The sequence below is a fragment of the Pantoea sp. SYBGC1 genome, from assembly GCF_057197005.1.
The window spans coordinates 336823-362443 of sequence record NZ_JBXUNM010000003.1; the positions used below are offsets into that span (position 1 = coordinate 336823).

The 25621-nt window shown below is 58.8% G+C and carries 30 protein-coding genes; 10 read left to right on the plus strand and 20 right to left on the minus strand.

What is annotated here, in order from left to right:
• Window positions 1–51: 51 nt before the first annotated feature.
• The 3 genes from ppnP to aroL all read right to left on the minus strand — a co-directional run bounded on the left by ppnP (window position 52) and on the right by aroL (window position 1307).
• Window positions 52–336 (minus strand): pyrimidine/purine nucleoside phosphorylase, encoded by a 285-nt coding sequence (ppnP, locus tag AC2CF9_RS08895; protein ID WP_039382944.1) that lies wholly within the window; start codon window positions 334–336, stop codon window positions 52–54.
• A gap of 143 nt (window positions 337–479) precedes the next feature.
• Window positions 480–671, minus strand: coding sequence for a YaiA family protein (locus tag AC2CF9_RS08900; RefSeq protein ID WP_150017709.1), 192 nt, complete (start codon window positions 669–671; stop codon window positions 480–482).
• Window positions 672–782: 111 nt separating this feature from the next.
• Window positions 783–1307 (minus strand): shikimate kinase AroL, encoded by a 525-nt coding sequence (gene aroL, locus AC2CF9_RS08905; protein ID WP_150017711.1) that lies wholly within the window; start codon window positions 1305–1307, stop codon window positions 783–785.
• 283 nt (window positions 1308–1590) lie between these two features.
• Here aroL and AC2CF9_RS08910 point away from each other — a divergent pair, with 283 nt between their 5' ends.
• Window positions 1591–2253, plus strand: coding sequence for a DUF2076 domain-containing protein (locus AC2CF9_RS08910; protein WP_150017713.1), 663 nt, complete (start codon window positions 1591–1593; stop codon window positions 2251–2253).
• On the opposite strand, the gene AC2CF9_RS08915 is transcribed toward AC2CF9_RS08910, so the two are convergent.
• Entirely contained in the window at window positions 2254–2697 is a 444-nt protein-coding gene (locus AC2CF9_RS08915; protein WP_039382940.1) for a YaiI/YqxD family protein, read from the minus strand.
• A gap of 142 nt (window positions 2698–2839) precedes the next feature.
• Here AC2CF9_RS08915 and proC point away from each other — a divergent pair, with 142 nt between their 5' ends.
• Window positions 2840–3652 carry a pyrroline-5-carboxylate reductase gene (proC, locus tag AC2CF9_RS08920; protein WP_113654941.1) on the plus strand — a complete coding sequence of 271 codons (813 nt, stop codon included), beginning with the start codon at window positions 2840–2842 and terminating at the stop codon, window positions 3650–3652.
• Window positions 3653–3720: 68 nt separating this feature from the next.
• Here proC and AC2CF9_RS08925 read toward each other — a convergent pair whose 3' ends face one another.
• The 3 genes from AC2CF9_RS08925 to iraP form a co-directional block, all read right to left on the minus strand.
• Window positions 3721–5247 (minus strand): FAD-dependent oxidoreductase, encoded by a 1527-nt coding sequence (locus AC2CF9_RS08925; RefSeq protein WP_484556787.1) that lies wholly within the window; start codon window positions 5245–5247, stop codon window positions 3721–3723.
• 134 nt (window positions 5248–5381) lie between these two features.
• A complete protein-coding gene (locus tag AC2CF9_RS08930) occupies window positions 5382–5690 on the minus strand; it encodes a PsiF family protein (protein ID WP_484556788.1) in 309 nt (102 codons plus the stop codon).
• Between the two features lie 79 nt (window positions 5691–5769).
• Window positions 5770–6024, minus strand: coding sequence for an anti-adapter protein IraP (gene iraP / locus AC2CF9_RS08935; RefSeq protein WP_094112120.1), 255 nt, complete (start codon window positions 6022–6024; stop codon window positions 5770–5772).
• Window positions 6025–6278: 254 nt separating this feature from the next.
• Here iraP and AC2CF9_RS08940 point away from each other — a divergent pair, with 254 nt between their 5' ends.
• Together AC2CF9_RS08940 and AC2CF9_RS08945 are read left to right on the plus strand one after the other, a co-directional pair.
• A complete protein-coding gene (locus tag AC2CF9_RS08940; RefSeq protein ID WP_484556789.1) occupies window positions 6279–9371 on the plus strand; it encodes a beta-galactosidase in 3093 nt (1030 codons plus the stop codon).
• Between the two features lie 152 nt (window positions 9372–9523).
• The gene (locus AC2CF9_RS08945; RefSeq protein ID WP_094112121.1) at window positions 9524–9778 is read left to right on the plus strand and encodes a biofilm development regulator YmgB/AriR family protein; all 255 of its coding nucleotides are present in this window, start codon (window positions 9524–9526) and stop codon (window positions 9776–9778) included.
• Window positions 9779–9786: 8 nt separating this feature from the next.
• Here the strand turns inward: AC2CF9_RS08945 and AC2CF9_RS08950 are convergent, their stop codons facing one another.
• The 3 genes from AC2CF9_RS08950 to AC2CF9_RS08960 form a co-directional block, all read right to left on the minus strand.
• A complete protein-coding gene (locus AC2CF9_RS08950) occupies window positions 9787–10101 on the minus strand; it encodes a hypothetical protein (protein ID WP_150017721.1) in 315 nt (104 codons plus the stop codon).
• A 169-nt stretch (window positions 10102–10270) separates the two neighbouring features.
• Window positions 10271–10570 (minus strand): I78 family peptidase inhibitor, encoded by a 300-nt coding sequence (locus tag AC2CF9_RS08955; protein WP_484556790.1) that lies wholly within the window; start codon window positions 10568–10570, stop codon window positions 10271–10273.
• A gap of 94 nt (window positions 10571–10664) precedes the next feature.
• Complete coding sequence (locus AC2CF9_RS08960) at window positions 10665–10967, minus strand: hypothetical protein (RefSeq protein ID WP_484556791.1); 303 nt, start codon at window positions 10965–10967, stop codon at window positions 10665–10667.
• A 37-nt stretch (window positions 10968–11004) separates the two neighbouring features.
• Between AC2CF9_RS08960 and AC2CF9_RS08965 the strand changes: the two genes are divergently transcribed.
• Window positions 11005–11652, plus strand: a complete 648-nt coding sequence (locus AC2CF9_RS08965) for a CPBP family intramembrane glutamic endopeptidase (RefSeq protein ID WP_150017727.1) — start codon at window positions 11005–11007, stop codon at window positions 11650–11652.
• Window positions 11653–11743: 91 nt separating this feature from the next.
• Window positions 11744–12766, plus strand: coding sequence for a LacI family DNA-binding transcriptional regulator (locus AC2CF9_RS08970; RefSeq protein ID WP_039382930.1), 1023 nt, complete (start codon window positions 11744–11746; stop codon window positions 12764–12766).
• Here the strand turns inward: AC2CF9_RS08970 and AC2CF9_RS08975 are convergent.
• From AC2CF9_RS08975 to AC2CF9_RS08995, 5 genes are all read right to left on the minus strand, one after another.
• Window positions 12760–14199, minus strand: coding sequence for a glycoside hydrolase family 1 protein (locus AC2CF9_RS08975; protein ID WP_484556792.1), 1440 nt, complete (start codon window positions 14197–14199; stop codon window positions 12760–12762). The genes AC2CF9_RS08970 and AC2CF9_RS08975 overlap by 7 nt on opposite strands.
• Before the next feature lie 9 nt (window positions 14200–14208).
• Window positions 14209–14526 (minus strand): PTS lactose/cellobiose transporter subunit IIA, encoded by a 318-nt coding sequence (locus AC2CF9_RS08980; protein WP_484556793.1) that lies wholly within the window; start codon window positions 14524–14526, stop codon window positions 14209–14211.
• Window positions 14526–15842 carry a PTS sugar transporter subunit IIC gene (locus AC2CF9_RS08985; protein WP_484556794.1) on the minus strand — a complete coding sequence of 439 codons (1317 nt, stop codon included), beginning with the start codon at window positions 15840–15842 and terminating at the stop codon, window positions 14526–14528. Before AC2CF9_RS08985 ends, AC2CF9_RS08980 begins: the two co-directional genes overlap by 1 nt.
• 88 nt (window positions 15843–15930) lie before the next feature.
• Window positions 15931–16239: a PTS sugar transporter subunit IIB gene (locus AC2CF9_RS08990; RefSeq protein WP_150017737.1), complete on the minus strand. Its 309-nt coding sequence runs from the start codon at window positions 16237–16239 to the stop codon at window positions 15931–15933.
• A 246-nt stretch (window positions 16240–16485) separates the two neighbouring features.
• On the minus strand, window positions 16486–16668 hold the full coding sequence (locus AC2CF9_RS08995) for a hypothetical protein (protein ID WP_039382925.1): 183 nt from the start codon (window positions 16666–16668) through the stop codon (window positions 16486–16488).
• A 213-nt stretch (window positions 16669–16881) separates the two neighbouring features.
• On the opposite strand from AC2CF9_RS08995, the gene AC2CF9_RS09000 reads away from it, so the two are divergent.
• Both AC2CF9_RS09000 and AC2CF9_RS09005 read left to right on the plus strand, forming a co-directional pair.
• On the plus strand, window positions 16882–17052 hold the full coding sequence (locus AC2CF9_RS09000) for a hypothetical protein (protein WP_190314986.1): 171 nt from the start codon (window positions 16882–16884) through the stop codon (window positions 17050–17052).
• Between the two features lie 111 nt (window positions 17053–17163).
• Complete coding sequence (locus AC2CF9_RS09005; protein ID WP_039382924.1) at window positions 17164–17403, plus strand: hypothetical protein; 240 nt, start codon at window positions 17164–17166, stop codon at window positions 17401–17403.
• A gap of 64 nt (window positions 17404–17467) precedes the next feature.
• Here AC2CF9_RS09005 and AC2CF9_RS09010 read toward each other — a convergent pair whose 3' ends face one another.
• The 5 genes from AC2CF9_RS09010 to AC2CF9_RS09030 form a co-directional block, all read right to left on the minus strand.
• Window positions 17468–17896 (minus strand): OsmC family protein, encoded by a 429-nt coding sequence (locus AC2CF9_RS09010; RefSeq protein ID WP_150017739.1) that lies wholly within the window; start codon window positions 17894–17896, stop codon window positions 17468–17470.
• 60 nt (window positions 17897–17956) lie between these two features.
• Window positions 17957–19147, minus strand: a complete 1191-nt coding sequence (gene lldD / locus AC2CF9_RS09015; RefSeq protein WP_071668602.1) for an FMN-dependent L-lactate dehydrogenase LldD — start codon at window positions 19145–19147, stop codon at window positions 17957–17959.
• Entirely contained in the window at window positions 19147–19911 is a 765-nt protein-coding gene (lldR, locus tag AC2CF9_RS09020; protein WP_223810701.1) for a transcriptional regulator LldR, read from the minus strand. Before lldR ends, lldD begins: the two co-directional genes overlap by 1 nt.
• A complete protein-coding gene (gene lldP, locus AC2CF9_RS09025; protein ID WP_484556795.1) occupies window positions 19908–21557 on the minus strand; it encodes an L-lactate permease in 1650 nt (549 codons plus the stop codon). The genes lldR and lldP overlap by 4 nt, the downstream gene beginning before the upstream one ends.
• Window positions 21558–21774: 217 nt before the next feature.
• Window positions 21775–22947 carry a cyanate transporter gene (locus AC2CF9_RS09030; RefSeq protein ID WP_484556796.1) on the minus strand — a complete coding sequence of 391 codons (1173 nt, stop codon included), beginning with the start codon at window positions 22945–22947 and terminating at the stop codon, window positions 21775–21777.
• An 87-nt stretch (window positions 22948–23034) separates the two neighbouring features.
• Here AC2CF9_RS09030 and AC2CF9_RS09035 point away from each other — a divergent pair, with 87 nt between their 5' ends.
• Entirely contained in the window at window positions 23035–23895 is an 861-nt protein-coding gene (locus AC2CF9_RS09035; RefSeq protein WP_484556797.1) for a LysR family transcriptional regulator, read from the plus strand.
• Window positions 23896–23984: 89 nt separating this feature from the next.
• Window positions 23985–25355 (plus strand): amidohydrolase, encoded by a 1371-nt coding sequence (locus AC2CF9_RS09040; protein ID WP_484556798.1) that lies wholly within the window; start codon window positions 23985–23987, stop codon window positions 25353–25355.
• Window positions 25356–25621: the final 266 nt, after the last annotated feature.

Below are 25621 nucleotides of genomic sequence, written 5' to 3' on the forward strand. Positions count from 1 at the left end.
CATAAAAAAAGCTGCAGCCTGAAGGTTGCAGCTCTGTCTCTCTTGCGCCGTTTACAGGTAGCGGCAGAGATAGGAGGTAGGCTCAGCTACCTGCAGATGAAACTCACTGTGGCCGGGGACATTAAATGTGCTGCCCGCCTCATACCACTTCCACTCCGCCTCACCCGGCAGCAGCACTTTCAGTGCGCCGCTCACCACCGTCATCTCTTCCGGCTGGCCGGTGCCAAAGGTGTACTCGCCTTCAGCCATAACGCCTACGCTGGCGCGGCCGATGGTCACGCTGTCGAACCCGATCGATTTCACTTTTCCGTCGAAATAATCACTGACATTGAGCATGCTTTTTCCTCGCAGCACATGAAGGTTATCAGCAGATTACAAGGGAAGCCCTCAGGGTGTCACGCAAATAAATCGCTGCTGGCGCAGCGGCAGGAAAATTCAGGAGAGTGCGGAGAATTCACTGGCGTCCCTGCCAGTGCGGCTTATTCTTTTTCCACATCTTCGTAGCGATCTTTCGCGTCCAGTGCTTCCTGCTCAGATTCATGCTCGCTGATCAGGGAGTTCTCTTTAGGATGATCGGCACGCAGTTCATACCAGGTAACTTTTTTACCTTCTGGCCCTTTTTCGACGGCCACGACACGGGCTTCACGCGGATAGGGTGGTCTGGATGGCATCGTTTTCCCTCTCTTATCAGTGTTCCACACGGCAGTGGCGATCCGCTGCCTGTTACTGAGTATAGACCAGCATGCATTGATGCCAGCAAAGCGGGAGTTTTCTGATAAAAATCAGCTGGCGCGGGCCAGCGCGAGCGAACGTATGATCTGTTCTGCAACCTGCTCCGGCGGCTGCATGGCATCAACCTGATAGTGGGCCGCCTGCTGATAGAGCGGCGCGCGCAGGCGCAGGATCTCATCCATCTCCTCGGCAATTGGCTGGCCGGTAAGCGTGGGCCGCTGCGCGGTTTCAGGCTGCTGCTGCAGCCGGTTCGCCAGCGCTTCCGCCGGTGCGCTGAGCCAGATCACATGTCCCTGCTCGCGCATAAAGCGGCGGTTTACTTCAGCCAGCACCATCCCGCCGCCGGTGGCAATCACCGCTGCCGGCGTGGTGACGGCGCGCAGCGCCTCGGTTTCGCGCGCGCGGAAGCTCTCCCAGCCTTCGCTGGCAACAATTTCAGCCACGCTGCGCTGCGCGGCCTGCTGCAGGTAGTGATCGGTATCGCAGAAGGTGTAATTCAGCATGCGCGCCAGCACCTGGCCGATAGTGGTTTTGCCGCATCCGCGTGCGCCGATAAGATAGATGGGTAATGACATCCGGGCTTATTCTCCGCCGTGCTCTGCCGCGCCGGCAGGCGATCAGGTCAATAATGCGTCGCATAATATCCGGATTTTATTTCAGCAGCCAGTTTCGAAGCACAAATTACGCGCACTCTGGCGGCTGCTATAATTAGCTCACTGAATTTACAGCGAAAAAGCATGCGCATTTTGTGCATCACCCGGGCGGTGTACGCGGGCAACATTTGCTTACCACGTCAGTGATTTACTTTCGCGCGCCCTGCCCGCATATAGATAGCCTTAACGCCAACGGAGGTTCACCATGCAAAATCAGGAACAGCAACTCATTGAAAATCTCTTTAGCCGGTTAAAACAGGCCGGTGAGCAGAGTGGCCCGCGCGATGCGGGTGCGGAACAGCTTATCCGTCAGCATCTGCAGAACCAGCCCGACGCGCCCTACTACATGGCCCAGGCGATTCTGATTCAGGAGGCTGCACTGAAAAAGCTGAATGCCCGCATCACCGAGCTGGAAAACAACCAGGCACAGCAGCAGGCTCCGCAGCAGAGCGGCGGCTTTCTTTCCGGTTTATTTGGCGGCGGTTCGCGTCAGCAGCAACCGCAGCAGCAGCAGTCTGGCTGGAACAGCCCGCCCCCGCAATATGCGCAGCAGCCGGCCGCACCGGCCCGCGGCACTGGCTTTCTCGGCGGCGCGCTGCAGACGGCTGTAGGCGTGGCAGGTGGCGTGGTGATGGCGGATATGCTCACCAGCCTGTTTCATCATTCGCAGCCGGAAGAGATCGTGAATATTATCAACGAACCGGCGCTGCCGCAGGTGGATGAGAACCTGGATACGTTCAACGGCAACGACAGCAGCAGTGCGTTTCTCAATGACAACAGCAGCTGGAATGACAACAGCTTTGCCGACAACAGCGATCTGAATGATTTTGACAACGGCGGCTTTGATGATGATGACAGCTTTGTCTGATCAGCGCTGACGCAGCCACTTGTCGAGTTCGTTGGCAAACAGCTGGCGGTCACGCGGGCTCAGCGCCGCCGGGCCGCCGCTCTGAATGCCGCTGGCGCGCATCGTCTCCATAAAATCGCGCATGGTCAGGCGCTGCCGGATAGTATCAGGCGAGTAACGCTCACCACGCGGATTCAGCGCAGCAGCCCCTTTTTCCAGCACTTCCGCCGCCAGCGGAATGTCGCCGGTGATCACCAGCTCGCCGGGCTGCACGCGCTTCACAATTTCATTGTCCGCCACGTCAAAACCGGCCGCGACCTGCAGCGTCTTCAGAAAGGGTGAAGGCGGCACGCGCAGCGGCTGGTTAGCGACAAAGGTCACCGTCACTTTTGTCCGTTCGGCAGCGCGGTAAAGTACCTCTTTAATGACCACCGGACAGGCGTCAGCATCGACCCAGATTGACATAATGGTTTCCCTGTAATGAATAACAGGCGCAATCTTGCCGCGCTGGTCAGGAAAGGCAATCGATATTTTACCGGCACTTGTTATTCACGACCGCTGACGTAAGCTAACCCGCAGCGAAATCAATATGATTAAGGAGAGAGCGATGCTGGAGAAAAAAATCGGCTTTATCGGCTGCGGCAATATGGCCCGGGCGATCATCAGCGGCCTGGTCAACAGCGGGCTTATCGCCCCCGCCAATATTCTGGTATGGGACCGCAAAGCGGAAACCAACCAGCAGATGGCGCAGCAGTACGGGATCAGCGCGGCGGAGAGCGCAGAAGCACTGGCGCGCGAGGCGGATATCCTGTTTGGCGCGGTCAAACCTAATGTGATTCTGAAAGTGCTCAGCGATCTGGCGGGCGTGATGAAAAAAGATGCGCTGGTAGTTTCAATTGCCGCAGGCGTGACGCTGGATTCGCTGGCTGGCGTACTGGGTCACGATCGCAAAATTGTGCGGGTGATGCCCAATACGCCGGCGCTGGTCAATGAGGGCATGACCTCGGTAACACCTAACGTGCTGGTGGAGCCGCAGGAAGTGGACGATATCGTCGCTATTTTTGAAAGCTTCGGGAAAGCCGCCGTGGTCAATGAGTATCTGATCCACGCAGTTGTGGGCGTCAGCGGCTCGGCTCCGGCATATGTATTTATGTTTATTGAAGCGATGGCCGACGCGGCCGTGCTGGGCGGCATGCCGCGCGCGCAGGCGTATGAGTTTGCCGCGCAGGCGGTGAAAGGTGCTGCGCAGATGGTCATCGAGACGGGCACACATCCTGCTGAGCTGAAAGATCAGGTCTGCTCGCCCGGTGGCACGACGATTGAGGCGGTAAAAGCGCTGGAAGAGAATGGTTTTCGCGCGGCGGTGATGAACGCCATGCAGCGCTGCATGGCGAAGTCAGAGGCGCTGAGCAAAGCGTAATCGCAGTCCTCTTCTGCCGTCGTCCCGGTCCTCTTTTCTGAACTGAGGACCGGAATTAAGCCGGGCAGTTACGCGGTATACTGCTCATAGAGCGCCACGCCCTGCGCCAGCGTCAGCGGCTGCTGCATCTGTTCGATTAGCGCAGCGGTAAGCGTGTATAATCCGGCCGAGCAGACCGCTGCAATTCTCCCTTGCTGGCAGTAGAACGCAATAAACCTCTGGTCATCCAGCGAACCCAGCAGACGATATTCATCCCACTCTTCAGCATGCCCGAGATATTCGTAACGGGTGCCGTAGTGCGCCGTCCAGAAAAAAGGTACGCGGTCGTACTCAATCTGCTTATCCAGCATATTCAGCGCGGCAATCCGCCCCTGCTGGTGAGCCACACGATAGTGCTCGATGCGCTGTTCGCCATCAGCGGTGGGATAGGTGGCAATATCGCCGGCGACCCAGACGCTATCCGTCACCCGCAGCTGGCGATCGGTCAGCAGGCTGCCATCCTCCTGCAGCGTTAAGTCATGCACAAACCCGGTTGCGGGGCTGACGCTGGTACCGAGCAGCACCCGCCGCGCGGGCAATGTTTTGCCTCCTTTCAGGCGTAGCACGGTGACTTCACGCTCTCCCTCCAGCGCCTCCGGCTCGCCCTGCTCAAAGATAACGCCGTTACTGCGGTGCAGCGCATAAAAATGCTCCGCTATCTCTTCGCCAAACTGTTTTACAAACGGCAGACGCTGGCGGGCGACCACGGTGACCTTTACGTCACGACTGCGCAGCGCTCCGGCAACTTCCATACCGATAAAACTGTTGCCGACAATCACCAGCTCCTGCGTTTCATCAACATCGTTCAGCAGCGCCTCAGCCTGATCGCGCGAACGCAGCAGGTGAACGCCGGCCAGATCCCGGCCGGGAATATCCGGCGCCTGCGGCACGCCACCGGTCGCCACCAGCAGCCGGTCAAACCTCACCTGCTCTCCGCTTTTCAGCGTGAGCGTCTTTGCACGCGCCTGCAGCTGCACCACCTCATCCTGCAGCAGTTCGACCGGCCCCAGCACATCCTGCTGCAGCAGCGCAGGGACATCATCGATAGCCATTTTGCCCGACGGCACAAACTTGCTGAGCGCGGTACGATCATACGGGGCCGCGGCCTCGCGCTCGATACGAATAATCTGTCCGCTGAATCCCTCATCGCGCAGCGTCCAGATCGCCGCGGCGCCCGCCGCTCCGCTGCCGAGAATGACATAGACCGGCTCGCTATCTGCCGCAGCGGGTGCGGATGCCTCAGGAAGCGGCTGCTCACTGACGAGCACCTTGCCCTGCTCGATCCGCACCGGATAACGCGTCAGGTTGGTCAGCGCCAGCGGTTCACACATTTTGCCATCCTGCAGCTGAAATACCGCTTTGTGCCACGGGCAGATCAGTTTGCCGTCACAGACCGCCCCTTCCGCCAGCGGCGCGCCGGCGTGCGGGCATTTGGCCTGAAACGCCTGCACCTGATCGCCCTCGCGGATCAAAATAATGTCGGTCTCGCCCACGCTGAACGGCACGGGCTGCTGCTGCGCCAGCGCGTTAAGCTCTGTGATAGATTGATAGCTCACACCTTGCTCCTTTATTATTTTCGGATGCGGGATGACAAACCCCTGCAAAGAGTAAGTGTGGCAAAGCGTGGGAAACTGGCAGGAAAAATAAAGCAAGCGGCAGCTAAGTCATTAATCAGATGCCGCTTTTATTATCAGGCGCTTTTTTTCAGGCAGCTACTCATAAAGGTTTTGCGCGCATCACCCGAGAGATCCTTTTCCCCGGCTGCACTGTTACAGCTTCTCATTTTCAGCTGCTGCGGCGTCATATTGCCGAGCTTGCTCTCTTTTTTCAGGCAGTCGCTCATAAAGGTTTTGCGCTCATCGCCTTTCAGATTTTGCGTGGCGGCGAGCTGATTACAGCGCGTCATCTTTTCCTGCTGCGGCGTTTTTTCAGCGGCGCCTGCGCTGCTAACGGTAAACAGCAGAGCAGCGCCAGTCAGAGTCAGTAACGAATATTTCATTGCCGGGATCTCCATGTAGGGGGACTTTATCAGTCTGGCACGAAAATCAGCGAAACAGCGGCAAATCGCTTACGCAGGCTCACTGGCGAGGATATTTGAGTAATTTTTCGATGTAATTTCGCAGCAGTACCGCATCAGCGCTCTCAGCAACCGGCGCGGCGGGCGGCATCGCATTTTTAATCGCGCTGGCGATTTGATGGTGCTGTTCCGCATCCAGCTGGCGCAGCATGGCAGTCAGCACGATCTCCAGCGCCTCGATCTGTACCACCAGATCTTTGGACGCCTCTTCTTTCTCCGCCAGCCTGAGCAGGAGTTCTGCAATCAGATTTTTCATGCAATGAACTCGATAAGGAAAGGAGTGCTGACGTTAGCACTGAGCAGAAGAAAACAACAAGCGCTTTTCCTCACTTTTGTGAATAAATAAGCCTTAAAAAAGCGTAACAATTCAACATCTAAGGGCGAAACGTTTTGCTGCTGCCGGCAGCCTGCTGCAGATTCTGCTTTTTTGTCACGGTTTCAGCAACCAACGCTTTACAGCTGATGCTATTTGCATCAATGTGAGCGCATTACAATTTCAGAGATATCATCATGACTTCTGCGCTCTCTTTAGCGGCTATCCTGGCGCGTCGCGACTGGGAAAATCCGGTTATCACCAGCCTGCACCGTCTCGATACCCATCCGCCCTTTGCCAGCTGGCGCGATGAAGAGGCCGCCCGCGATGATCGCCCGTCGCCCTCCCTGCAGTCGCTGAACGGTGACTGGCAGTTCAGCTATTTTACCCAGCCTGAAGCGGTGCCGGAGAGCTGGCTGCAGCAGGATCTGTCGGATGCTGCGGCGCTTCCGGTACCGGCTAACTGGCAGCTGTACGGCTATGATGCGCCAGTTTATACCAACGTGCAGTACCCTATTCCGGTTAATCCGCCGTTTGTGCCGCAGGCCAACCCTACCGGCTGCTATTCGCTCACATTTACCGTTGATGAGCAGTGGCTGCAGCGGGGCCAGACGCGCATTATTTTTGACGGTGTTAATTCGGCCTGCTTTGTGTGGTGTAACGGACACTGGCTTGGCTACTCTCAGGACAGCCGTCTGCCGGCGGAGTTTGACCTCAGCGCTGCGCTGCAGGCAGGCGAAAATCGCCTGGCGGTGATGGTGCTGCGCTGGTGTGACGGCAGCTATCTGGAAGATCAGGATATGTGGCGCATGAGCGGCATTTTCCGCGATGTGACGCTGCTGCATAAACCTGACGTCCGCTTCGCGGATATCCAGCTTGAAACCGCGCTCAGCCCGGAGTATTCGCAGGGCGATTTGCGCGTCAGCGTAAAGCTTGATGCCAGTCAGACCGCGCTGGCAGGCTGCCATATTCGCGTCTCGCTGTGGCTGGGCGATACCTGCGTCGGCACGCAGGAGCAGGCGCCCGGCAGCGCCATCATCGATGAGCGCGGACGCTATCCGGAGCGGGCCACGCTACGGCTGCCGGTGAGTCAGCCACGGCTCTGGAGCGCGGAGACGCCCCACCTTTACCGCGCGGTGGTCACCCTGCTGGATGCGCAGCATCAGGTGCTGGAAGCGGAAGCGTATGATATCGGGTTCCGGCGCGTCAGCATTGAGCAGGGCCAGCTCTGCCTGAATGGTCAGCCGCTGCTGATTCGCGGCGTTAACCGCCATGAACACCATCCGGAACGCGGTCAGGTGGTGGATGAGGCCAGCATGCGCCGCGATATCGTGCTGATGAAGCGGCATAACTTCAATGCGGTGCGCTGCGCCCACTACCCTAACCATCCGCTCTGGTATCGCCTGTGCGATCGCTACGGCCTCTATGTGGTAGATGAGGCAAATATTGAAACGCACGGTATGCAGCCGATGAACCGGCTCTCTGACGATCCGCGCTGGTTTGCCGCCTTCAGCGAGCGGGTGACGCGCATGGTACAGCGCGACCGCAACCATGCCTGCATTATTATCTGGTCGCTGGGTAACGAATCCGGACATGGCAGCACGCATGACGCCCTCTACCGCTGGGTTAAAAGCAGCGACACAACGCGTCCGGTGCAGTATGAGGGAGGCGGCGCAGACAGCAATGCAACCGATATTATCTGCCCGATGTATGCGCGGGTCGATCAGGATCAGCCCTTCCCGGCCGTGCCCAAGTGGTCGCTGAAAAAATGGATTGGCCTGCCGGGTGAACAGCGCCCGCTGATTCTGTGTGAGTATGCGCACGCGATGGGGAACAGCTTTGGCGGCTTTGCCAGATACTGGCAGGCGTTTCGTGAATTTCCGCGTCTGCAGGGCGGCTTTGTCTGGGACTGGGCCGATCAGAGCCTGACGCGCTACGACAGCAGCGGTAATGCCTGGCAGGCGTACGGCGGCGATTTTGGCGACACCCCTAACGATCGTCAGTTCTGCATGAATGGTCTGGTCTATGCTGACCGCTCGCCGCACCCCGCCCTGTTTGAGGCGCAGCGCGCGCAGCAGTTTTTCCGCTTTGAGCACGACGTCACGCAGCCGGGCCGCATCACCGTTACCAGTGAATATCTGTTCCGGCACAGCGATAACGAGCAGCTGCGCTGGTGCATTGAGCAGGATGGCGTGCCGGTCGCGACCGGCACGGTGCCGCTCGATATTGCGCCGCAGGGCAGTCAGCAGATTGAGATTGCGCTGCCGTCAGGCCTTCAGGGTGCCGCGTGGCTGAATGTTGCGGTGCACCAGCCGGAAGCTACCGCCTGGTCCGACGCTGATGCCCGCGTGGCGTGGGATCAGTGGCAGCTGCCTGCCGCGCTGCCGCTGCGCCTGCCGGCGATCGGCGACAGTGCGCCGCAGCTGCTTATGCAGCCGGAGGAGATTGAAGTGGCGATCGCGCAGCAGCGCTGGCGCTTCTCACGCCTGAGCGGTGAACTGACTGCGTGGCTGGTGGGTGAGCAGCAGACCCTGCTGACACCGCTGCAGCCCTGCTTTGTCCGCGCGCCAATTGACAACGATATCGGCACCAGTGAAGCAGCCAGCGTGGATCCCAACGCCTGGGTCGAGCGCTGGCGGCGCGCCGGCTACGAAAAGCTTGAACCGGAGCTGCTGGCGATGCAGGCCGACAGCCTGTCGCACGGGGTACAGATTGAAAGCTGGCATCAGTGGCGCGCGCAGGAGCAGGTCTGCTTTACCACGCACCAGCGCTACTTTATCAGCGCCCGCGGTGAGGTTACGCTTTCCCTGACGGTGGAGCAGGCCGCCGGATTACCACCGCCGGCGCGTATCGGCTGGCGCTGCCAGCTGGCGCACTCGCCGGAGCAGGTCAGCTGGCTGGGTCTGGGTCCTCACGAAAACTATCCGGATCGCCAGCTGGCAGCGCAGTTCTCCCGCTGGCAGCTGCCGCTTGCCGAACTCACCACCCATTATGTTTTCCCCGGGGAAAATGGTTTGCGCTGCGGCACCCGTCAGCTCGACAGCGGCAGCTGGCAGATCGGCGGTGATTTTGCCTTTTCACTCAGCCGCTACAGTCTTGAGCAGCTGCGCGATACGTCGCATCGTCATCTGCTGCAACCGGAGGCGGGCTGCTGGCTGCATCTTGATGGTTTTCATATGGGAGTCGGCGGCGATGACTCCTGGAGCCCCAGCGTCAGTCCGGAGTTTCTGCTGACGCAGCAGCGCTGGCAGATGACGCTGACGCTGCGTCAGGACAATCGGCAATTGTGAAAAAATATGACGAAGCGTTACTGACAAGCTCAGGGGGCGCAACTATGTTTAAAAAATAACCAGACGCGCGGCCACGTTTGCGGGCATGCCGTTCAGGTTCTGTTGCTGCCGCCTTCTGGCGGCACGCCATGTTGTCTCTGCGGAGGTCAGCCATGAGAACCTATCCTGACAGCGCCAGTCGGGCGATTACCGACTATTTCAACACGCCTGCCTGGCACCTGCCGCATGAGAGCGATCTGCTGGCAGCTATTATGCGGGAACTGATGGCCGAAGGGCAGCCTGCGACCAGTAAAGCGGTTGTGGCGCGGGTCATTGAGAAGCTGGAGTTTGAGGGCGATGAGCAGCGTCTGCAGAGCTACCGGACGCTGCTGGCACAGCTACTGGGCAGCAGCGAGCCAGGCGCCTGAGCCACTGTTTATTTTGCTATCCGCAGCTGATCGGCCTCACTGACCACGGCTCTGCCACTCTGACGATGATAGAGGCAGAGCTCACGTCCGGTGCGATTTTTCATGTGCTTTTGCGGATAGCGCCCCTGCAGCAGCAGAGCGTCATAACCGGCGCGGTCATCAAACTGTACCGGCTTACCCACAATTTTCGCCTGCGCCAGCGTACTGGCCAGCAGACACGCCTGGCGGCCCTGCTGCTCATTTTGCTGCCAGGCGGCTTCGCCGGATGCATGCGCCAGCGGGGAGAGCAGCGCAGCCAGCAGAAAACCTGAAACTTTTCTCATTATCACCTCTCGTTGCCGTCGTGCGTTTGCCCGTTAAAAAAATTCCCGCCGCAGCGGGAAGAAACAAGACGAACAGTGCATGTCTGATATGACGAGGCGATCTCTGTTTGTCAGAGTATCCTCGCCGTCGGGCATGACAACCCGATGACAGTCATGTGTCCGTCTGGTGTCAGCCGCAGTAGACGCGGGTGATATTTCCTTCTTTATCGCCCATAAAATTGAGCCGGTGCAGATTGAAGTCCATGGTGACGGCACCGTTCCAGGGGATTGCGCGTACCGGACCCGCAAATTTCTGGCTACCGATCGCAGTCAGCGGCTGGCCGATAAAGTGCTGATACTGCGATGCACGGCACTGATCGGTTTCCGGGTCCACGCTGGCCGCAGCCTGGCTACGGGTTTTTCCGGCAGACTGACAGGCGCTCAAGGCCATGGCAGCCGTTAGCAACAGGACTTTTCCACAATGCGTCACAACTCTCTCCTTCTGAACAGATAACAACGTCGCCTCTGAGAGTAGCAAAGCACGGCGCGTAAACGAACGCTACCGGCCGAAAAAAATGCCCGTTTCAGCGCCGGAAACGGCTATTTTCCGCGGCCAGTTTAGGATTAATCGCACTAAATGACTCACTTTTGCTCAGAAAAAAACTATCATTTCTAAGAATCATCTGAGGAGGCTTACTATGGAACTCATGATTTTTATCGGCTGCGCCATTCTGATGACGTTTGTCGCCGTGCGCGTTCGCTAACGCGCTGGCTGGTGACTGCCAGGCACACCCGTCGGGTATCTGCCCGCCGTGCCTGGTTTTCACTGTAAAGCTCAGGTGGTACTGAAATCTGAGATCGCGCACCTCGACAGCACCCAGCGCCATTGCTACTATGCCATTCCCCCTGCCCGCTGAGTCGCCTATGGATACTCAATCCGACAAAGTTACCTTAACCCTGTTTTACGCGGGCTGCTTTGTTGTCTACTACCTCGTAACGATGCTGATTACGCTCTTTCCTAACTATAGTGCGTTGCGTAATGATGGCCTGCTGGTGCCGGTGCTCTGCCTGTTTGAATTCGCCGTGATCTATCCGCTCTACCGCTTTTATTGTCAGCGGCGCAACGATATTCCGCTGGGAGCCCTGCGCCCTCTGCAGACGCTGCTGTTTATTGGTGCCCTGTTTCTGCTGATGGTGGCTCAGACGCAGTTTTTACAGCCGGAAGGCTGGCTGATTGAGCAGAGCCAGCAGGGGCGCAACTCAATGCTGATCCTGCTGCTGACGGCAGTCCTGCTGGCGCCGGTATTTGAAGAAGTGCTGTTTCGCGGCTTCCTGCTGCAGGCGTTTCTGCTGTGGGCGCCCCGCAGCCGCTTCGCCTGCATGCTGCTGACGTCGCTGCTGTTTGCGGCGCTGCATACGCAATATGTGCACTGGGAAACGCTGGTGGCGCTGACGCTCTTTTCGCTGCTGCTCTGCTATGCGCGCCTGCGCAGTAATAACCTGGCCCTGCCTATCTTCCTGCATACGCTGAATAATCTGATTGCGATACTGCCCGCCTGGTTCTTTGCCTGATCGGCTTCACTGTTTACCTGAGCGCTCCTCTGCCGCCGCGCATTTTCAGTTACTATCACGCTTACACGTAAAGGGATGATGGGACGGAAAAATGATTACAATGCTGGATGTGGCCCGGAAAGCCGGCGTCTCTAAAGCCACCGTATCGCGCGTGCTGGCGGGGACGCGCTACGTCAGTAAAGCGACGCAGCAGAAAGTGTTTCAGGCGATCGAAGAGACCGGCTATCGTCCTAACCTGCTGGCACGCAGCCTGGCAACGCAGAAGTCACAGAATATTGGTCTGATTGTCACCCACTCCCTGTTCAACGGCCCCTACTTCAGCGAGCTGCTTTACCAGACCGCCACCCTGACCAATAACTACGGGCGGCAGCTGATTCTGGCTGACGGTAAGACCAGCGCCGACGATGAGCGGGCGGCCATTGAATTTCTGCTCGATCTGCGCTGCGACGCGATCATTATCTATCCACGCTTTCTGGATACGGCCGCGCTGGAAGCGCTGATTGAGCAGCACGCCATTCCGATTATGGTGGTGAACCGGCAGCTGACGCAGCATGCAGAACACTGCGTCTGGGCCACCCATCAGCAGAATACCTTTGATGCCGTGCGGTATCTGATCCAGCGCGGGCATCAGGATATCGCGTTTATTACTGGCCTGCCGGGCTCGCCCACCGCGGCCGCGCGGCTGGCTGGCTATCAGCAGGCGCTGGCAGCCCATCAGCTGCCTTTTGAGCCTGGCCGGGTCATCCAGGGCGCGTGGACCTCGCTCAGCGGTCAGCTGGCCACGCAGCAGCTGCTGGCGTCGCAGATCGCGTTCAGCGCGCTGATGGCGAGTAATGACGATATGGCGATGGGCGCAGCACTGGCGCTGCACGAGGCTGGAAAACGGCTGCCGCAGGATGTCTCTCTGGTGGGTTTCGATGACATCAATATGGCCGCCTTTTTTCTGCCGCCGCTGACCACGGTACATGTGCCGGTTGCTGAAATGATCCAGCACACGCTGGCGCAGCTGGTCGCCATGCTGGAGGGGAAACCGGTCAGCGTGTTGCCGCCCTTTAGCGGGCGGCTGATTGAACGCGCGTCGGTTGCTGACGGACCCGCGCGGCGCGATCAGTAGCTGACCGCGTCGTCGAGCGTAGCGCCGTTGCTGGCAATAAGCTGCTGATACCAGAAAAAGCTCTTTTTACGATAGCGCGCCAGATCTTTCAGGTCATGCTCATCGCGGTTTACATAAATAAAGCCGTAGCGTTTACCGATCCCCTGATGGGTACTGACCAGATCGATCGCTGACCAGGGGCAGTAGCCAAACAGCACTACGCCATCCGCAATCGCCAGCCGCAGCTGCCGCAGATGATCGCGCAGGTAGGCGATACGATAATCGTCATGTACTTTGTTGCCCGCCTCCAGCGTATCAAAGGCGCCCAGGCCATTTTCCGTGACAATCAGCGGCAGCGCATAGCGCGCGTAGATCTCGCGGGCGGTGATGCGAAAGCCGACCGGATCGATATACCAGCCAAACTGATTCTGCGCCAGATGCGGATTATTGCAGCCGACATACACCGTGCTGTCGATGCCCGCCATCTGCTGATCCGCTTTCTGCTTACTGTTGAGTTCACCGCGTGCCGCATCCGGCAGGTCAGCGCTGACGGTAGCGGAGGCGTAGTAGTTGAACGCGATAAAATCGGGTTTGCCCGCTGCAATGATCGCCATATCATCCGCCGCAATCTCCGGCAGCCAGCCACGCTGCTGTAAAAAGGCCCACACTACCGCGTTGTAACGTCCGTGCACCGCAAGATCGAGATAGAGCCAGTTACGAATAGCTGAAAAATTATCGGCGGCCAGTACATCCTCCGGCCGTGAGCTGGCGGCGTAAACGCAGGAGATATTCGGTGCCGGACCGATTTTTGCGCCCGGCAGACGCTGATGACAGGCGATCATCGCCTGCGCCTGCGCCAGCATCATATGGTGATTCTGCTGATAAAGGGTGCGCTGCACATCTTCGGTGCCCACTGCCAGCGTGCCGATGACCTCGCCCTTGAGGATCATCATGTTCTGCTCATTGATGGTCAGCCAGTATTTTACCTGCTTGCCATAGTGTTCAAAACAGGTGACGGCAAAGCGCTCAAACGCTGCGACGGTGCGCCGGTTTGACCAGCCGCCCGCCTGCTGCAGCGCCCACGGCAGGTCAAAGTGGTAGAGCGTGACCAGCGGTTCAATGCCGTGCCGGCAGATTTCATCAATCAGCTGCTGGTAAAACGCCACGCCGGCCGGATTAAGCTCGCCGTCGCCGTCGGGATAAAGACGACTCCAGGCAATTGAAAACCGGTAGGTTTTTAGTCCCATTTCAGCCAGCAGCGCAATATCCTCTTTAAAGCGGTGATAGTGATCGCTGCAGACGGTAAAGTCAGTGACGTTATCGCTGAAGCGCGCGTGGTCGATGACTGACGGCCCTTTGCCATCCGTATTCCATGCGCCCTCAACCTGATACGCCGACGTTGATGCGCCCCAGAGAAATCCATCCGGAAACGCACCGGGATTATGATGCTGCATAGCTGCTCCTTAGTGTTGCGCCGCCAGTTCACGACGCAGCTGAATGATCTCTTCTGCCAGTTCGCGACAGAGCATGGCGTTCATCAGATGATCCTGGGCATGTACCATAATTAAATTGACCGGAATTTTGCCGCAGCCCTCATCAGCACCAATCAGTTCGGTCTGGATACGGTGCGCCGCTTTCGCCGCCTGCGTAGCGGCCGTGAGCTGTGCGTCCGCTTCACTCCACGCCTGCTTACGCGCCGCACGCAGCGCCTGCATGGCGCAGGAGCGCGCCTCTCCCGCCTGAATAATCAGCTCCATTACCGTGGTTTCATCAATTTCCATTATGACTCCTTAGCCAGTTGTGCCGCGGCGGCCTGCTCCTGCTCCTGTTGCAGCAGCTGGCGCTCATACATCCTGAAAAACGGGTAGTAAATAAGCGTGGCAATCGCCACCAGCACGGCAATCAGCACGATCACGCGCCAGTCCCAGCCGGTTGACCAGGCGGCGCCAATCGGAGCGGGCGTGGTCCACGGCGCCAGTGAGATAACATGATTAATCAGATTAGTTTTGGTGGCGGTCCAGGCGATTACGGCGTTAACCAGCGGCGCAAGCAGAAACGGAATAAACAGAATAGGGTTCATCACCACCGGTGAGCCAAATATCACCGGCTCGTTGATGTTAAACATGCTGGGCACAATGCTCAGTTTGCCAATTGAACGCAGGTGCGCTGAACGGCTGCGCAGATAAAGCAGCACCAGCCCCATAGTGGAACCCGATCCGCCTATCACAATGAAAAACTGCCAGAAAGGTTCAATAAACACGTGCATGACCGGCTCACCGGCGTTCAGCGCCTGCTGATTCAGCCCGAGATTGGTCAGCCAGAACGCCTGCAGAATGCCTCCTACGATCACCGCACCATGAATGCCGGCAAACCACAGCATATGGCACAAAAGCACCGCAATCAGTACTGCAGGCAGTGAATCAGATGCGGAGATGACCGGCGCGAAGATGGCCATAATCGCCTGTGGCAGCAGCATGCCAAACTGCGCCTGCACCCACAGGCTGAGCGGAAACAGCGTAAGGAAAATGGCGACAATTGGGATCAGCAGATCGAACGACTGGCGGATTTTCGGCGGAACCTGCTCGGGCAGCTTAAAGCCGATATGGTGTTTCTGCAGGAAATGCATCATTTCCGTGGCGAACAGCGCCACCAGAATCGCGGTGAAGATCCCTTCCCCGCCGAGCGAGCCTACCGGCAGTGTCTTATCACTCTGGGGAGCGGCCACCACCAGAAAAGCCATCAGCGACAGGCTCGCCGCCATAAAACCATTCATTTTGTAGCTGGTGGCCAGGTTATAGGCGATAGCGCTGGCGATATAGAGCGCCATAATGCCCATTGTCATGTTGTAGGGCATCATGATCTGCGCTTCATGCGCCTGCACCATACCCAGCCACCACTGTGCGAAAACCCATGAACTGTCGGCAGAGAATGGCGGATGAGCAAACAGCAGCATAAACGAGCCGACAATCAGAAACGGCATAGAAGCGATAAAGCCATCGCGGATCGCGATAACGTGACGCTGGCTGGAGAGGCGTCCGGCGAATGGACTGATACGGTTTTCAATGACGCCAAATAAAGATTCACTGATGCTGCTCATGAGCAAGCTCCTTGCGACAGGCAACAAGAGAATTAACCTGCGCAGCAGCTGCGCAGGCGGAAGAATTATTTGAGTGCGGGCGTTATTTTCAGGCGTGAATCAGCTTTAATGAATCGGCTAATATTTTTTCGCCGTTCATCATGCCGTAATCCATGCTATTTATGACGGCGATAGGCTTATTAAGCTGCTGGGCTATTGGAGCGAAATCAGCCAGTTTATATTTGATCTGCGGGCCCAGCAGGCAGCAATCAACACCCTGAATTTCTTCATTAAACTCCTCTATACCTACGGCTTTTATCTCAACATCAACACCCTGCTCTTTTGCCGCTTTTTCCATTTTCTGCACCACCATGCTGGTGGACATTCCGGCGGCACAGCACAGTAAAATCTTTGGCATGATCGTTTCCTTTGAATGATGTTTAATTAACGAATACACAGCCAGAAGATTTTCTGCAACCGGTTTCAGATCTGGATACAGAAAGTGTGAGAAATATCAAAACTCAATCCGGATAAATTAACTGGCAGAGAAATAGTGCAGGAGAGTGATTATACAGGGCCAGGGGCATAATCGTATGAAACAGCCGTCTGGCCGGTGCCGCAGCGTTGGTTCGCTGCAGCAGAACGTGCCGGACGGCTGAGTTTGTCAGGAGATAGCAGAATCTTTATGTTTATCCGCTTCAAAGTGACTCTTGAACTGCTCATAAATGGAGATCATATTTGACGCATCGCCATGCAGAGGGCTTAATTTTCCGGCACGGACCAGTTCGATAACCAGCTGCAGAGCAGCCTGTTTTGGACTGCTGGCAGGATGGGCAATATCAGACATGCTTTTCTCACTCGTTTAAAAGGGGTCAGCTGCACAGTTTAGCCTGGATTATGCCGGGTTTGGATGCGCAGCGCGCTGCTGGCAGACCGTTCGGATAAAAAAGCCGCTCGGGGTGTTCATTGACCTGTGAGCCAATTGTCTATACTGGATCAAAAAAGGGAACACACAGCCACACATTCCGTACCAGCGCGAAGGTGTTAAAGGAGCCCGGTTATGCTGATTGGTTTTGTTTTATTAGTGAGTGCCTGCGGGCACGATGCCTGTGACGCGTTGCCGGTATCAGAGCGTATTTATCCGACAAAAGCGGCCTGTGAAACCATGGCCAATCGCATCTATAAAGTCCGTCCCAACGTGGTCTTGCTGTGTGGCGAGGTTCATCGCTGAATTGAGGCCAGGATTTACTATACTGCTCACATTTTAGCCAGTCGCCATTGCAAGCGCTGGCAATAAGGTTCAAAATATAAGCTGTTTTACACTATCATCGTTGTGAATCCCATGAAGAAATCGCGCCCCCGCCGTCCTGCCGGACGCTGGGTTTATTACATTTTGTATGACGGTATCCTCTGGCCCTGCCCGGTGCGCTGGGAGTGGGAAAATGGCTTCGATGGCTGGCTTCCCTTCTACTATTCACCCACGTTTGAGTTTGTGGCGGGCGATCCGCGCAAGGCGTATCGTATTGCGCGCAGCAGCCTGCGTAACGTACGCGAAGCGCTGCATGATGCAGAGTATGCCTGAGTGCAGAAACAACGATGCGCCCGCAGGCGCATCGTTAAAACATTGACCGTTGCGCGTGACGCAATCAGTTATTCAGCGTGTAATCCAGCGTGATTTCCGCATTCAGCAGCTGCGATACCGGGCAGCCTGCTTTCGCTTTCTGAATAATCTCGTCAAAGGCATCTTTATCCACGCCCGGCAGCGACACGGTGCTGGTCAGTGCCACTTTAGTGATGGCAAAGCCTTCGCCTTTTTTGTCCAGCGAGACATCGGCGGTGGTGTCGATGCTCTCCGGCTTATGGCCGGCGTTGCCCAGCATCAGCGACAGCGCCATGGAGAAACAGGCAGCGTGTGCGGCACCAATCAGCTCTTCCGGGTTGGTTCCTTTCTCGCCTTCAAAGCGCGTATTAAAACCATACGGCTGCTGATTCAGTACGCCACTCTCTGTGCTGACGGTACCTTTACCTTTGATGTCACCTTCCCAATGGGCCGATCCTTTCTTGTGAATGGTCATGTCATTCCTCCTGTTAGTGGACAGCACTGAGTATAGACAACCCGCTCTGTTTTGCCTGGCTCAGCGCACCGCGCGCGGACGTGCAGGCTGTAAACCCGCCTCGCTCAGCAGGGCGTTAGCCTGCACCAGCGAATCCTGTGTGATATCCGCGATCGATTTTGCGCCGGTCAGCGTCATCGCGACCCGCATCTCTTTTTCAATCAGCGTCAGCAGATTCTCCACGCCGCGCTGCCCGTGCGTCGCCAGCGCATAGATAAAGGCGCGTCCCAGCAGCACGCTGTCGGCACCGAGCGCCAGCATGCGCACCACATCCAGACCGCTGCGAATGCCGCTGTCTGCCAGAATGGTGATATCACCTTTAACCGCATCGGCGATGGCCGGCAGCGCACGCGCTGACGAGAGCACGCCATCGAGCTGCCGTCCGCCGTGGTTGGAGACCACGATGCCGTCAGCGCCAAAGCGCACCGCATCGCGCGCATCCTCCGCATCCAGGATGCCTTTAATCACCATCGGCCCCTCCCAGAAATCACGGATCCACTCCAGATCCTGCCAGGAGATAGAGGGATCGAAGTTGTTAGCCAGCCAGCCAATGTAATCCTCCAGACCGGTGGGCTTGCCGAGATAAGCTGAAATGTTGCCCAGATCGTGAGGCCGGCCGTGCAGCCCGACGTCCCACGCCCACTGCGGGTGGGTTGCTGCCTGCCAGTAGCGGCGCAGCGCGGCGTGCGGCCCGCTCATGCCGGAGTGTGCATCGCGATAGCGCGCCCCCGGCGTGGGCATATCGACCGTAAACACCAGCGTGGTGCAGCCGGCTGCTTTGGCGCGCTCCAGGGCGTTACGCATAAATCCGCGATCGCGCAGTACATAGAGCTGAAACCACATCGGCCGGTTGATGGCTGGCGCCACCTCTTCGATAGGACAGAGCGAGACGGTAGAGAGGGTAAAGGGGATTCCCTTCTGTGCCGCCGCCCGCGCCGCCTGTACCTCCCCCCGGCGCGCATACATGCCGCACAGCCCCACCGGCGCCAGCGCCACCGGCATCGCCAGCGTCTCATTAAACAGCCGGGTTTCCAGACTCAGCGCGGACATATTTTTCAGCACCCGCTGACGCAGCGCGACGTCAGAGAGATCGGCCACGTTGCGCCGCAGCGTATGCTCAGCGTAAGCACCACCATCAAGATAGTGAAACAGGAACGGAGGCAAAATGCGCTGCGCTGCGGCGCGATAGTCACTGGCAGCAGAAATAATCATCAGGTGTTCTCCTTACGGGTCGCTGCCGTTTCACCCGGCAGGCGGGTGATGCGCGCCTGACGCGCTTCATCTTCATGCAGCGTTTTCATCGTGGTATGGACAAAGCCGAGGTGATCCATCGCCGCCTGACGCGCGGCGGCGGCATCGCCTGCCATCACCGCATCAAACATCGCCTGATGCTGCTCATTGAGGCGGTTAAAAATCACCGGCTGGGTATACATGCGCTGACGGCTGTGCAGTACCGATGACTGCAGCAAATCGAAAAAGCCGCGCATGGTCTGCAGTAAGACCAGATTGTGTGAAGCCTCTGCGATGGCGAGATGAAAACGCAGATCGGCCTGCGCGGCGAGATCGGGATCGCCGCAGTCGTTCAGCCGCAGCAGCGCATCAAAGGCGTAGCGCAGTTTTTCTTTATCCGCTTCCGTTGCGCGCAGCGCGGCGTGCCAGGCGGTGCTGGCCTCGATAGCGTGACGCGCCTCCAGAATATCCCAGCGGTAGTCGGGATCGGCCGCCAGCAGCTGGCGCATCGGCTCGACGATACGCTGTTCTGACCAGGGCTCCGGCGGCTGGCACAGCCAGGTGCCGCCGCCGCGTTTGCTGATCAGCACGCCGCTGTTAATCAGCTGCTGAATCGCCTCGCGCAGGGAGGATCGCGAAACGCCCAGCAGCGCCGCCAGCTGGCGCTCGCCCGGCAGCCGCATGCCGGGCGTCAGCTGCTGCGCGCTGATCCAGGCGCTAAGACGTTCGCGCAGCGGCGCGCTCACGGGATCATCCACGTCAGCACGTAGGCCTGCAGCGTGGTGATCACCCCGACCATACAGGTAAATATCAGGCTGTGTTTCACGGTAAAGCGGAACAGATCGGACTCTTTCCCCACCAGCCCGACCGCCGCGCAGGCGATCGCAATCGACTGCGGCGATATCATCTTGCCGGTTACGCCGCCGGTGGTATTGGCGGCCACCAGCAGAATATCGGATACGCCGATCTGCTGAGCCGTGGTCGCCTGCAGGGCGGCAAACAGCGCGTTAGAGGAGGTGTCCGATCCGGTCAGAAACACGCCCAGCCAGCCGAGAAACGGTGAGAAAAAGGTAAACGCCTGCCCGGTGTGCGCCAGCGCCAGCGCCAGCGTAGCGGAAAGACCGGAGTAGTTAGAGATAAAGGCAAACGCCAGAACCATGCCGATAGAGTAGATTGGCAGCGCCAGCTCTTTCAGCGTTTCTGCGAACGTCTGCAGCGCCGCGCGCGGTTTCATCCGCAGCCAGAGGATCGACAGCAGCGCCGCAACCAGAATCGCCGTGCCGGTTGCTGAAACCACATCAAATTTAAACAGCGCAGCGTACGGCGTGGCCTGACTCACCACCGGCGGCATCCGCGCCACCAGCTCATGCAGCAGCGGTACCGGCACGGTAAAGACCCAGTCATAGAGCGCGCCGCCTTTGGCAAACAGCGCCTTGAACGGCGGAATGCTCCACAGCGTCACCGTCGCAGTAAGGAACAGGAACGGCATCCAGGCGCGCACAACCTGCGCCAGCGTATAGCGCTGCGCCCCGGGCATGGCGTCAGCTGCATCGCGCTCTTCAAAACGGAATATGCGGACCGGCTGCCAGCGGCGTAAAAACAGTGTCAGACAGATCAATGAAGCGAGCGATGAGATAATATCGGGCAGCTCCGGCCCGAGAAAGTTGGAACTCAGGAACTGAGCAATGGCGAACGATCCTCCCGCCACCATCACCGCCGGCCAGGTCTCTTTCACCCCGCGCCAGCCATCCATAATCGCCATGATCCAGAACAGCACAATCAGCGTCAGAAACGGCAGCTGCCGCCCGGCCATCTGGCCAATCTGAAAGCTGTCCAGTCCGGTAACCTGACCGGCCACAATAATCGGAATCCCCATCGCGCCAAACGCCACCGGTGCGGTATTGACAATCAAACAGAGGCCCGCTGCATAGAGCGGTTTAAAGCCCAGCCCGACCAGCAGCGCAGCGGTAATCGCCACCGGGGCACCAAATCCCGCAGCCCCTTCCAGGAAGGCGCCAAAGGCAAAGCCAACGATCAGCATCTGCAGACGCTGATCCGGCGTGATCGACAGGATCGACGCGCGGATAATGTCAAACTGGCCGGTTTTAACCGAGATCTTATATACAAACACGGCGGCAATGATGATCCAGGCGATCGGCCACAGGCCATAGAAAAAACCATACACCGCCGACGCCAGCGCCTGCCCCACCGGCATGCCATACAGCAGCAGTGCCACCAGCAACGCCAGCACAACGGTCGCTGTGCCCGCCTGGTAGCCTTTAAGCTTGAGTTTAATCAGCGCAAAAAAGAAAAAAACAATCGGGACCACTGCGACCAGGCTGGATAGCCACAGATTATTAAGCGGGTCATAGTTTTGCTGCCATACCTGCATGCCGTTTTCTCCAGAGTATCCAGACCGGCACGGTGCAGCAGAACATGCACCGTGCGACAGTGCCCGTGACGCGCTGAAAGTGGTCGGACCGCATTCAGTAAACCGGGCTTATGGCGTCAGATAGTTAATGCGTTGTTAACTGAAAGCAACGCATTGCGGGAGAATTTTGCAGCAGTGTGACTCGACAAAAGGGTTTTAACGCTTTTGGTAGGACCAATCAGCGTGAGACATGCGTAAATGCTCCGCTATAGCTGTGCGGATGAAAACGCAGGTTCAGCGCAATCAGGCCCAGCGTAATTGTGCTCTGCATCAGCCAGACGCTGGAGAAGCTGCCGCTGAACGCCTGCAGCTGGCCGGCGACAAACGGCATGCAGCCGGCAATGATAAACCCGGCGCCCTGCATAAATGCCACCAGGCGCGCGCCCGTCTGCGGGTGTGGCAGATGATCAAGTGCCAGCACTATCGTCAGCGGAAACGCGGCACCAAGACCAAACCCGGCCACTGCGGCCCAGCACCAGGGGGCGAACTGCGGCGCAACCAGCAGGCCCGCCATACCCGTCAGCTGACAGAGCAGGCTGAAAATCAGCGGCGGACGCCGGTCGGTGCGGCGGGCCAGCAGCGGCATCAGCAGCGCACCGATAACCTGACACAGGATCATCACGCCAAGCAGTGAACCGCCCGCCTGTTCACTCCAGCCGGCCTGCTGATACGCGTCCGGGAGCCACGCCACGCAGGTGGCGTAGCCGCCGTTTACCAGGCCAAAGCTGAGCGCCAGCGACCAGGCGCGCGGCATGCGCCACAGCGGGGGCAACGCCGGAGCCGGCTGCGCCGTCGTCGCTGGCAGCCTTACCCGCAGCCAGAGCAGCAGAGCCAGCAGTGCCGGTAAGGCCCAGCTGCTTAGCGCCAGCGCCCAGCCAATTCTGGTGCTGATCCAGGGCGTCAGCGCCGCCGCCACCCCGCCGCCGCCCATCAGTGCGCCCGCCCACAGCCCGGTTACGGCAGCGCTGCGCTGTGCAAAACGCTGGCGAATCACACCCGGCATCGCCATCTGCACCACGCCAGCACCGAGACCCGCAACCAGTGCGCTGGCGACCAGCCCGCTGCCGCTGCCGGTAGCCGCACGCGCCAGCAGCGCCAGCAGCAGAAGCAGCAATCCTGCCTGCAGCAGGCGCTGCAGCGTAATACGCTGCAAAAGCGATGCGCTCAGCAGCGCCACCGCGCCCATCATGATCATCGGCACCGCCGGCAGCAGCGACGCCACCAGCGGTGACAGGCCGATCGCCCGGCGCAGCTGACCGAGCAGCGGGCTGACTGACGTCAGCAGCGGACGCATATTCAGCCCGGCCAGGATCAGGGCGGCCAGCGTCAGCCACAGGGAGTTTCTGTTCATAAACACTCTCAGTGTGAAAAGGTTGCCAGCATCGCAGCAGCGATTACTATTGGGAAATAAAATAATGCCATAGCGAACAGTGGAAAAATGAATCGTCAGCCTATGTTCACGCCTCAGCAGCTGCTGAGCTTTGTTGCCGTATGCGAAACCGCCAGCTTTACCCGTGCCGCCGGGCGGGTTCATCTTTCTCAGTCCACCGTCAGCCAGCAGGTGCGCCGGCTGGAAGAGATGCTTGGCAAAGCGCTGCTGGTACGCACCTCACATCAGGTTACGCTGACCGAAGAGGGTGAAAAGATGCTGGCCTACGCGCGCCGCATCATTACGCTCAACGGTGAAGCGTGGGATGTCATGGGCGATACCTGGCGAGATGGCGTTCTGCGGCTTGGTGTACCGGAGGATTTTGCAGCACCGACCGCCGGGCTGCTGGCGGATTTCAGTCGGGCGCATCCGCAGCTGCGTCTTGATGTCATGAGCGGCATGTATGTTGATCTGCACCGTGCATGGCTGCGCGAAGAGCTGGATATCATGCTCATCAAGCAGCCCGGCGGCGAGCGCCCCCTCGCCTCGCGTCCTGAACCGCTGCTCTGGCTCGATAGCCAGGCTCATCCCTGTTTTACCCGCGCGCCGGTGCCGCTGGTGGTGTTTCCGCAGCAGGGGCTCTACCGGGAAGAGATGTGTCAGGCGCTGGACCAGCTGGCGCGCAGCTGGCGCATCAGCTACAGCAGCGCCAGCCTGGCGGCGCTCGCCAGCGCCAGCGAAGCCGGACTGGGCCTGACGCTGCTGCCCGCCAGCTGCCGTCTTCCCGGCCATCGCGTGCTGGGCGTCGCCGAGGGCCTGCCGCCGGTTACGCATTTTGAGCTGGCGCTGTTCTGCCGACTGCCGCAGGATGCGCTGCAGCAGACGCTGGCGCAGGCGCTGGCTGAGTTCTGCCATCTGCAGTGGCAGTGATTTTTCCACTGCCGGGCAGTGGCAAATATCGCAGCGGCGGCGCGGCAGATTTGTCAGATTAGGGTTTTCCCTGCGATCCGGAGCCTTCTATGCCCGTTACCTCTGCCAGCCGTCGTTCTTTTCTCAGCCAGGGCGTTCGTCTGACCGCCGCCGGAAGCCTGCTGGCTGCCGGTATGAGTCGCGCCGCGCCGTTACCCGCCTTTCCAGCCTGTCAGACCGCGGTACCCCCGCCTGACGCTGCCCATTATCAGCTCTGCAACGTGCGCCTTGAAGAGGCGTTTGAACGCGAAGGCGGCGAGGTGATTGCCACCCGCACCGCGTACTATAACCTCACGATTAAAGAGGAGCTGTTTGTCGCGATTGAGCCAGCCAGTACACCACGTAACGCTGCGCTGCCGCAGTGGGATGCACAGGGCGCGCTGCTGCTGCCCCGCACCCGCGATATGCATATCCATCTCGATAAGACGTTTTATGGCGGCCCGTGGCAGGCTCCGCGCCCGCGTCAGGGCAAAACCATTATGGATATGATCGCCCGGGAAGAGGTGCTGATCCCGCAGCTGCTCCCCACTTCACAGGCGCGGGCCGAAGCACTGATTGCCCTGCTGCAGAGCAAAGGCACTACCGAAGCGCGCAGCCACTGCAACATCGATCCGGTCAGCGGCCTGCAGAGCCTGGCGCACCTGCAGCAGGCGCTGGCGCAGCATCCCGATTTCCGCTGCGGGATTGTCGCCTTTCCGCAACACGGCCTGCTGCACTCTAAGGTTGATCGGCTGATGCGCGAGGCGATGCAGCCAGGCGTCACGCATGTGGGCGGCCTCGATCCGACCAGCGTTGATGGCGCAATGGAAGCGTCGCTTGATGCAATGTTTCAGATAGCGCTCGACTTTCAGCGCGGCGTGGATATTCATCTGCACGAGACCAGCGCGGCGGGCGTAGCGGCTATTCAGTACATGATTGATACCGTTGCCCGTCATCCACAGCTTAAAGGACGCGTAACGCTGAGCCACGGCTTTGCACTGGCCACGCTGGAGGGAAGTGCGCTGGATCGGATGATTGCGGGCATGGCGGAGCAGCAGATTAGCCTGGCGTCCACCATTCCGATCGGCAGACTGAACATGCCGCTGCCGCAGCTGCAGGCAGCAGGCGTCAACGTCATGACCGGCACTGACAGTGTGGTCGATCACTGGTCCCCTTTTGGCACCGGCAGCATGCTGGAAAAAGCGAATCTTTATGCTCAGCTTTACCGCGGCTCTGATGAGTACGGGCTAAGCCGCGCGCTGCATATTGCAACCGGGGGTATTCTGCCGCTCTCTAATCAGGGCGTGCGGCAGTGGCCTGCGCTGCAGGATGAAGCCAGTATGATGCTGGTGTCAGCCAGCTGCTCTGCTGAAGCCGTGGCGCGGATTGCGCCGGTGCAGGCCACCTTTCAGCGGGGCAAAGTGGTGTTTTTTGCTGGTTAAGCGCCGGTTACGGGTTAAGCGCCGGTTTCGTTCGCCACGGGGTATGGCGCCGGTTCCGTTCGCCGTCAGCTGCGGCGGCAGCCTTTGCCCCGGCGCGGCGGGGCTGGCATTGATGCCGGTTCCGTTCGCCACGGGGTATGGCGCCGGTTCCGTTCGCCGTCAGCTGCGGCAGCAGCCTGTGTCCCGGCGCGGCGACCGGGCAGAGGACGCCTGGCCGCGCCCTCTGCACTCCCCGGCCCTGCGCCAGCCCCGTCCGCCGCTGCGCG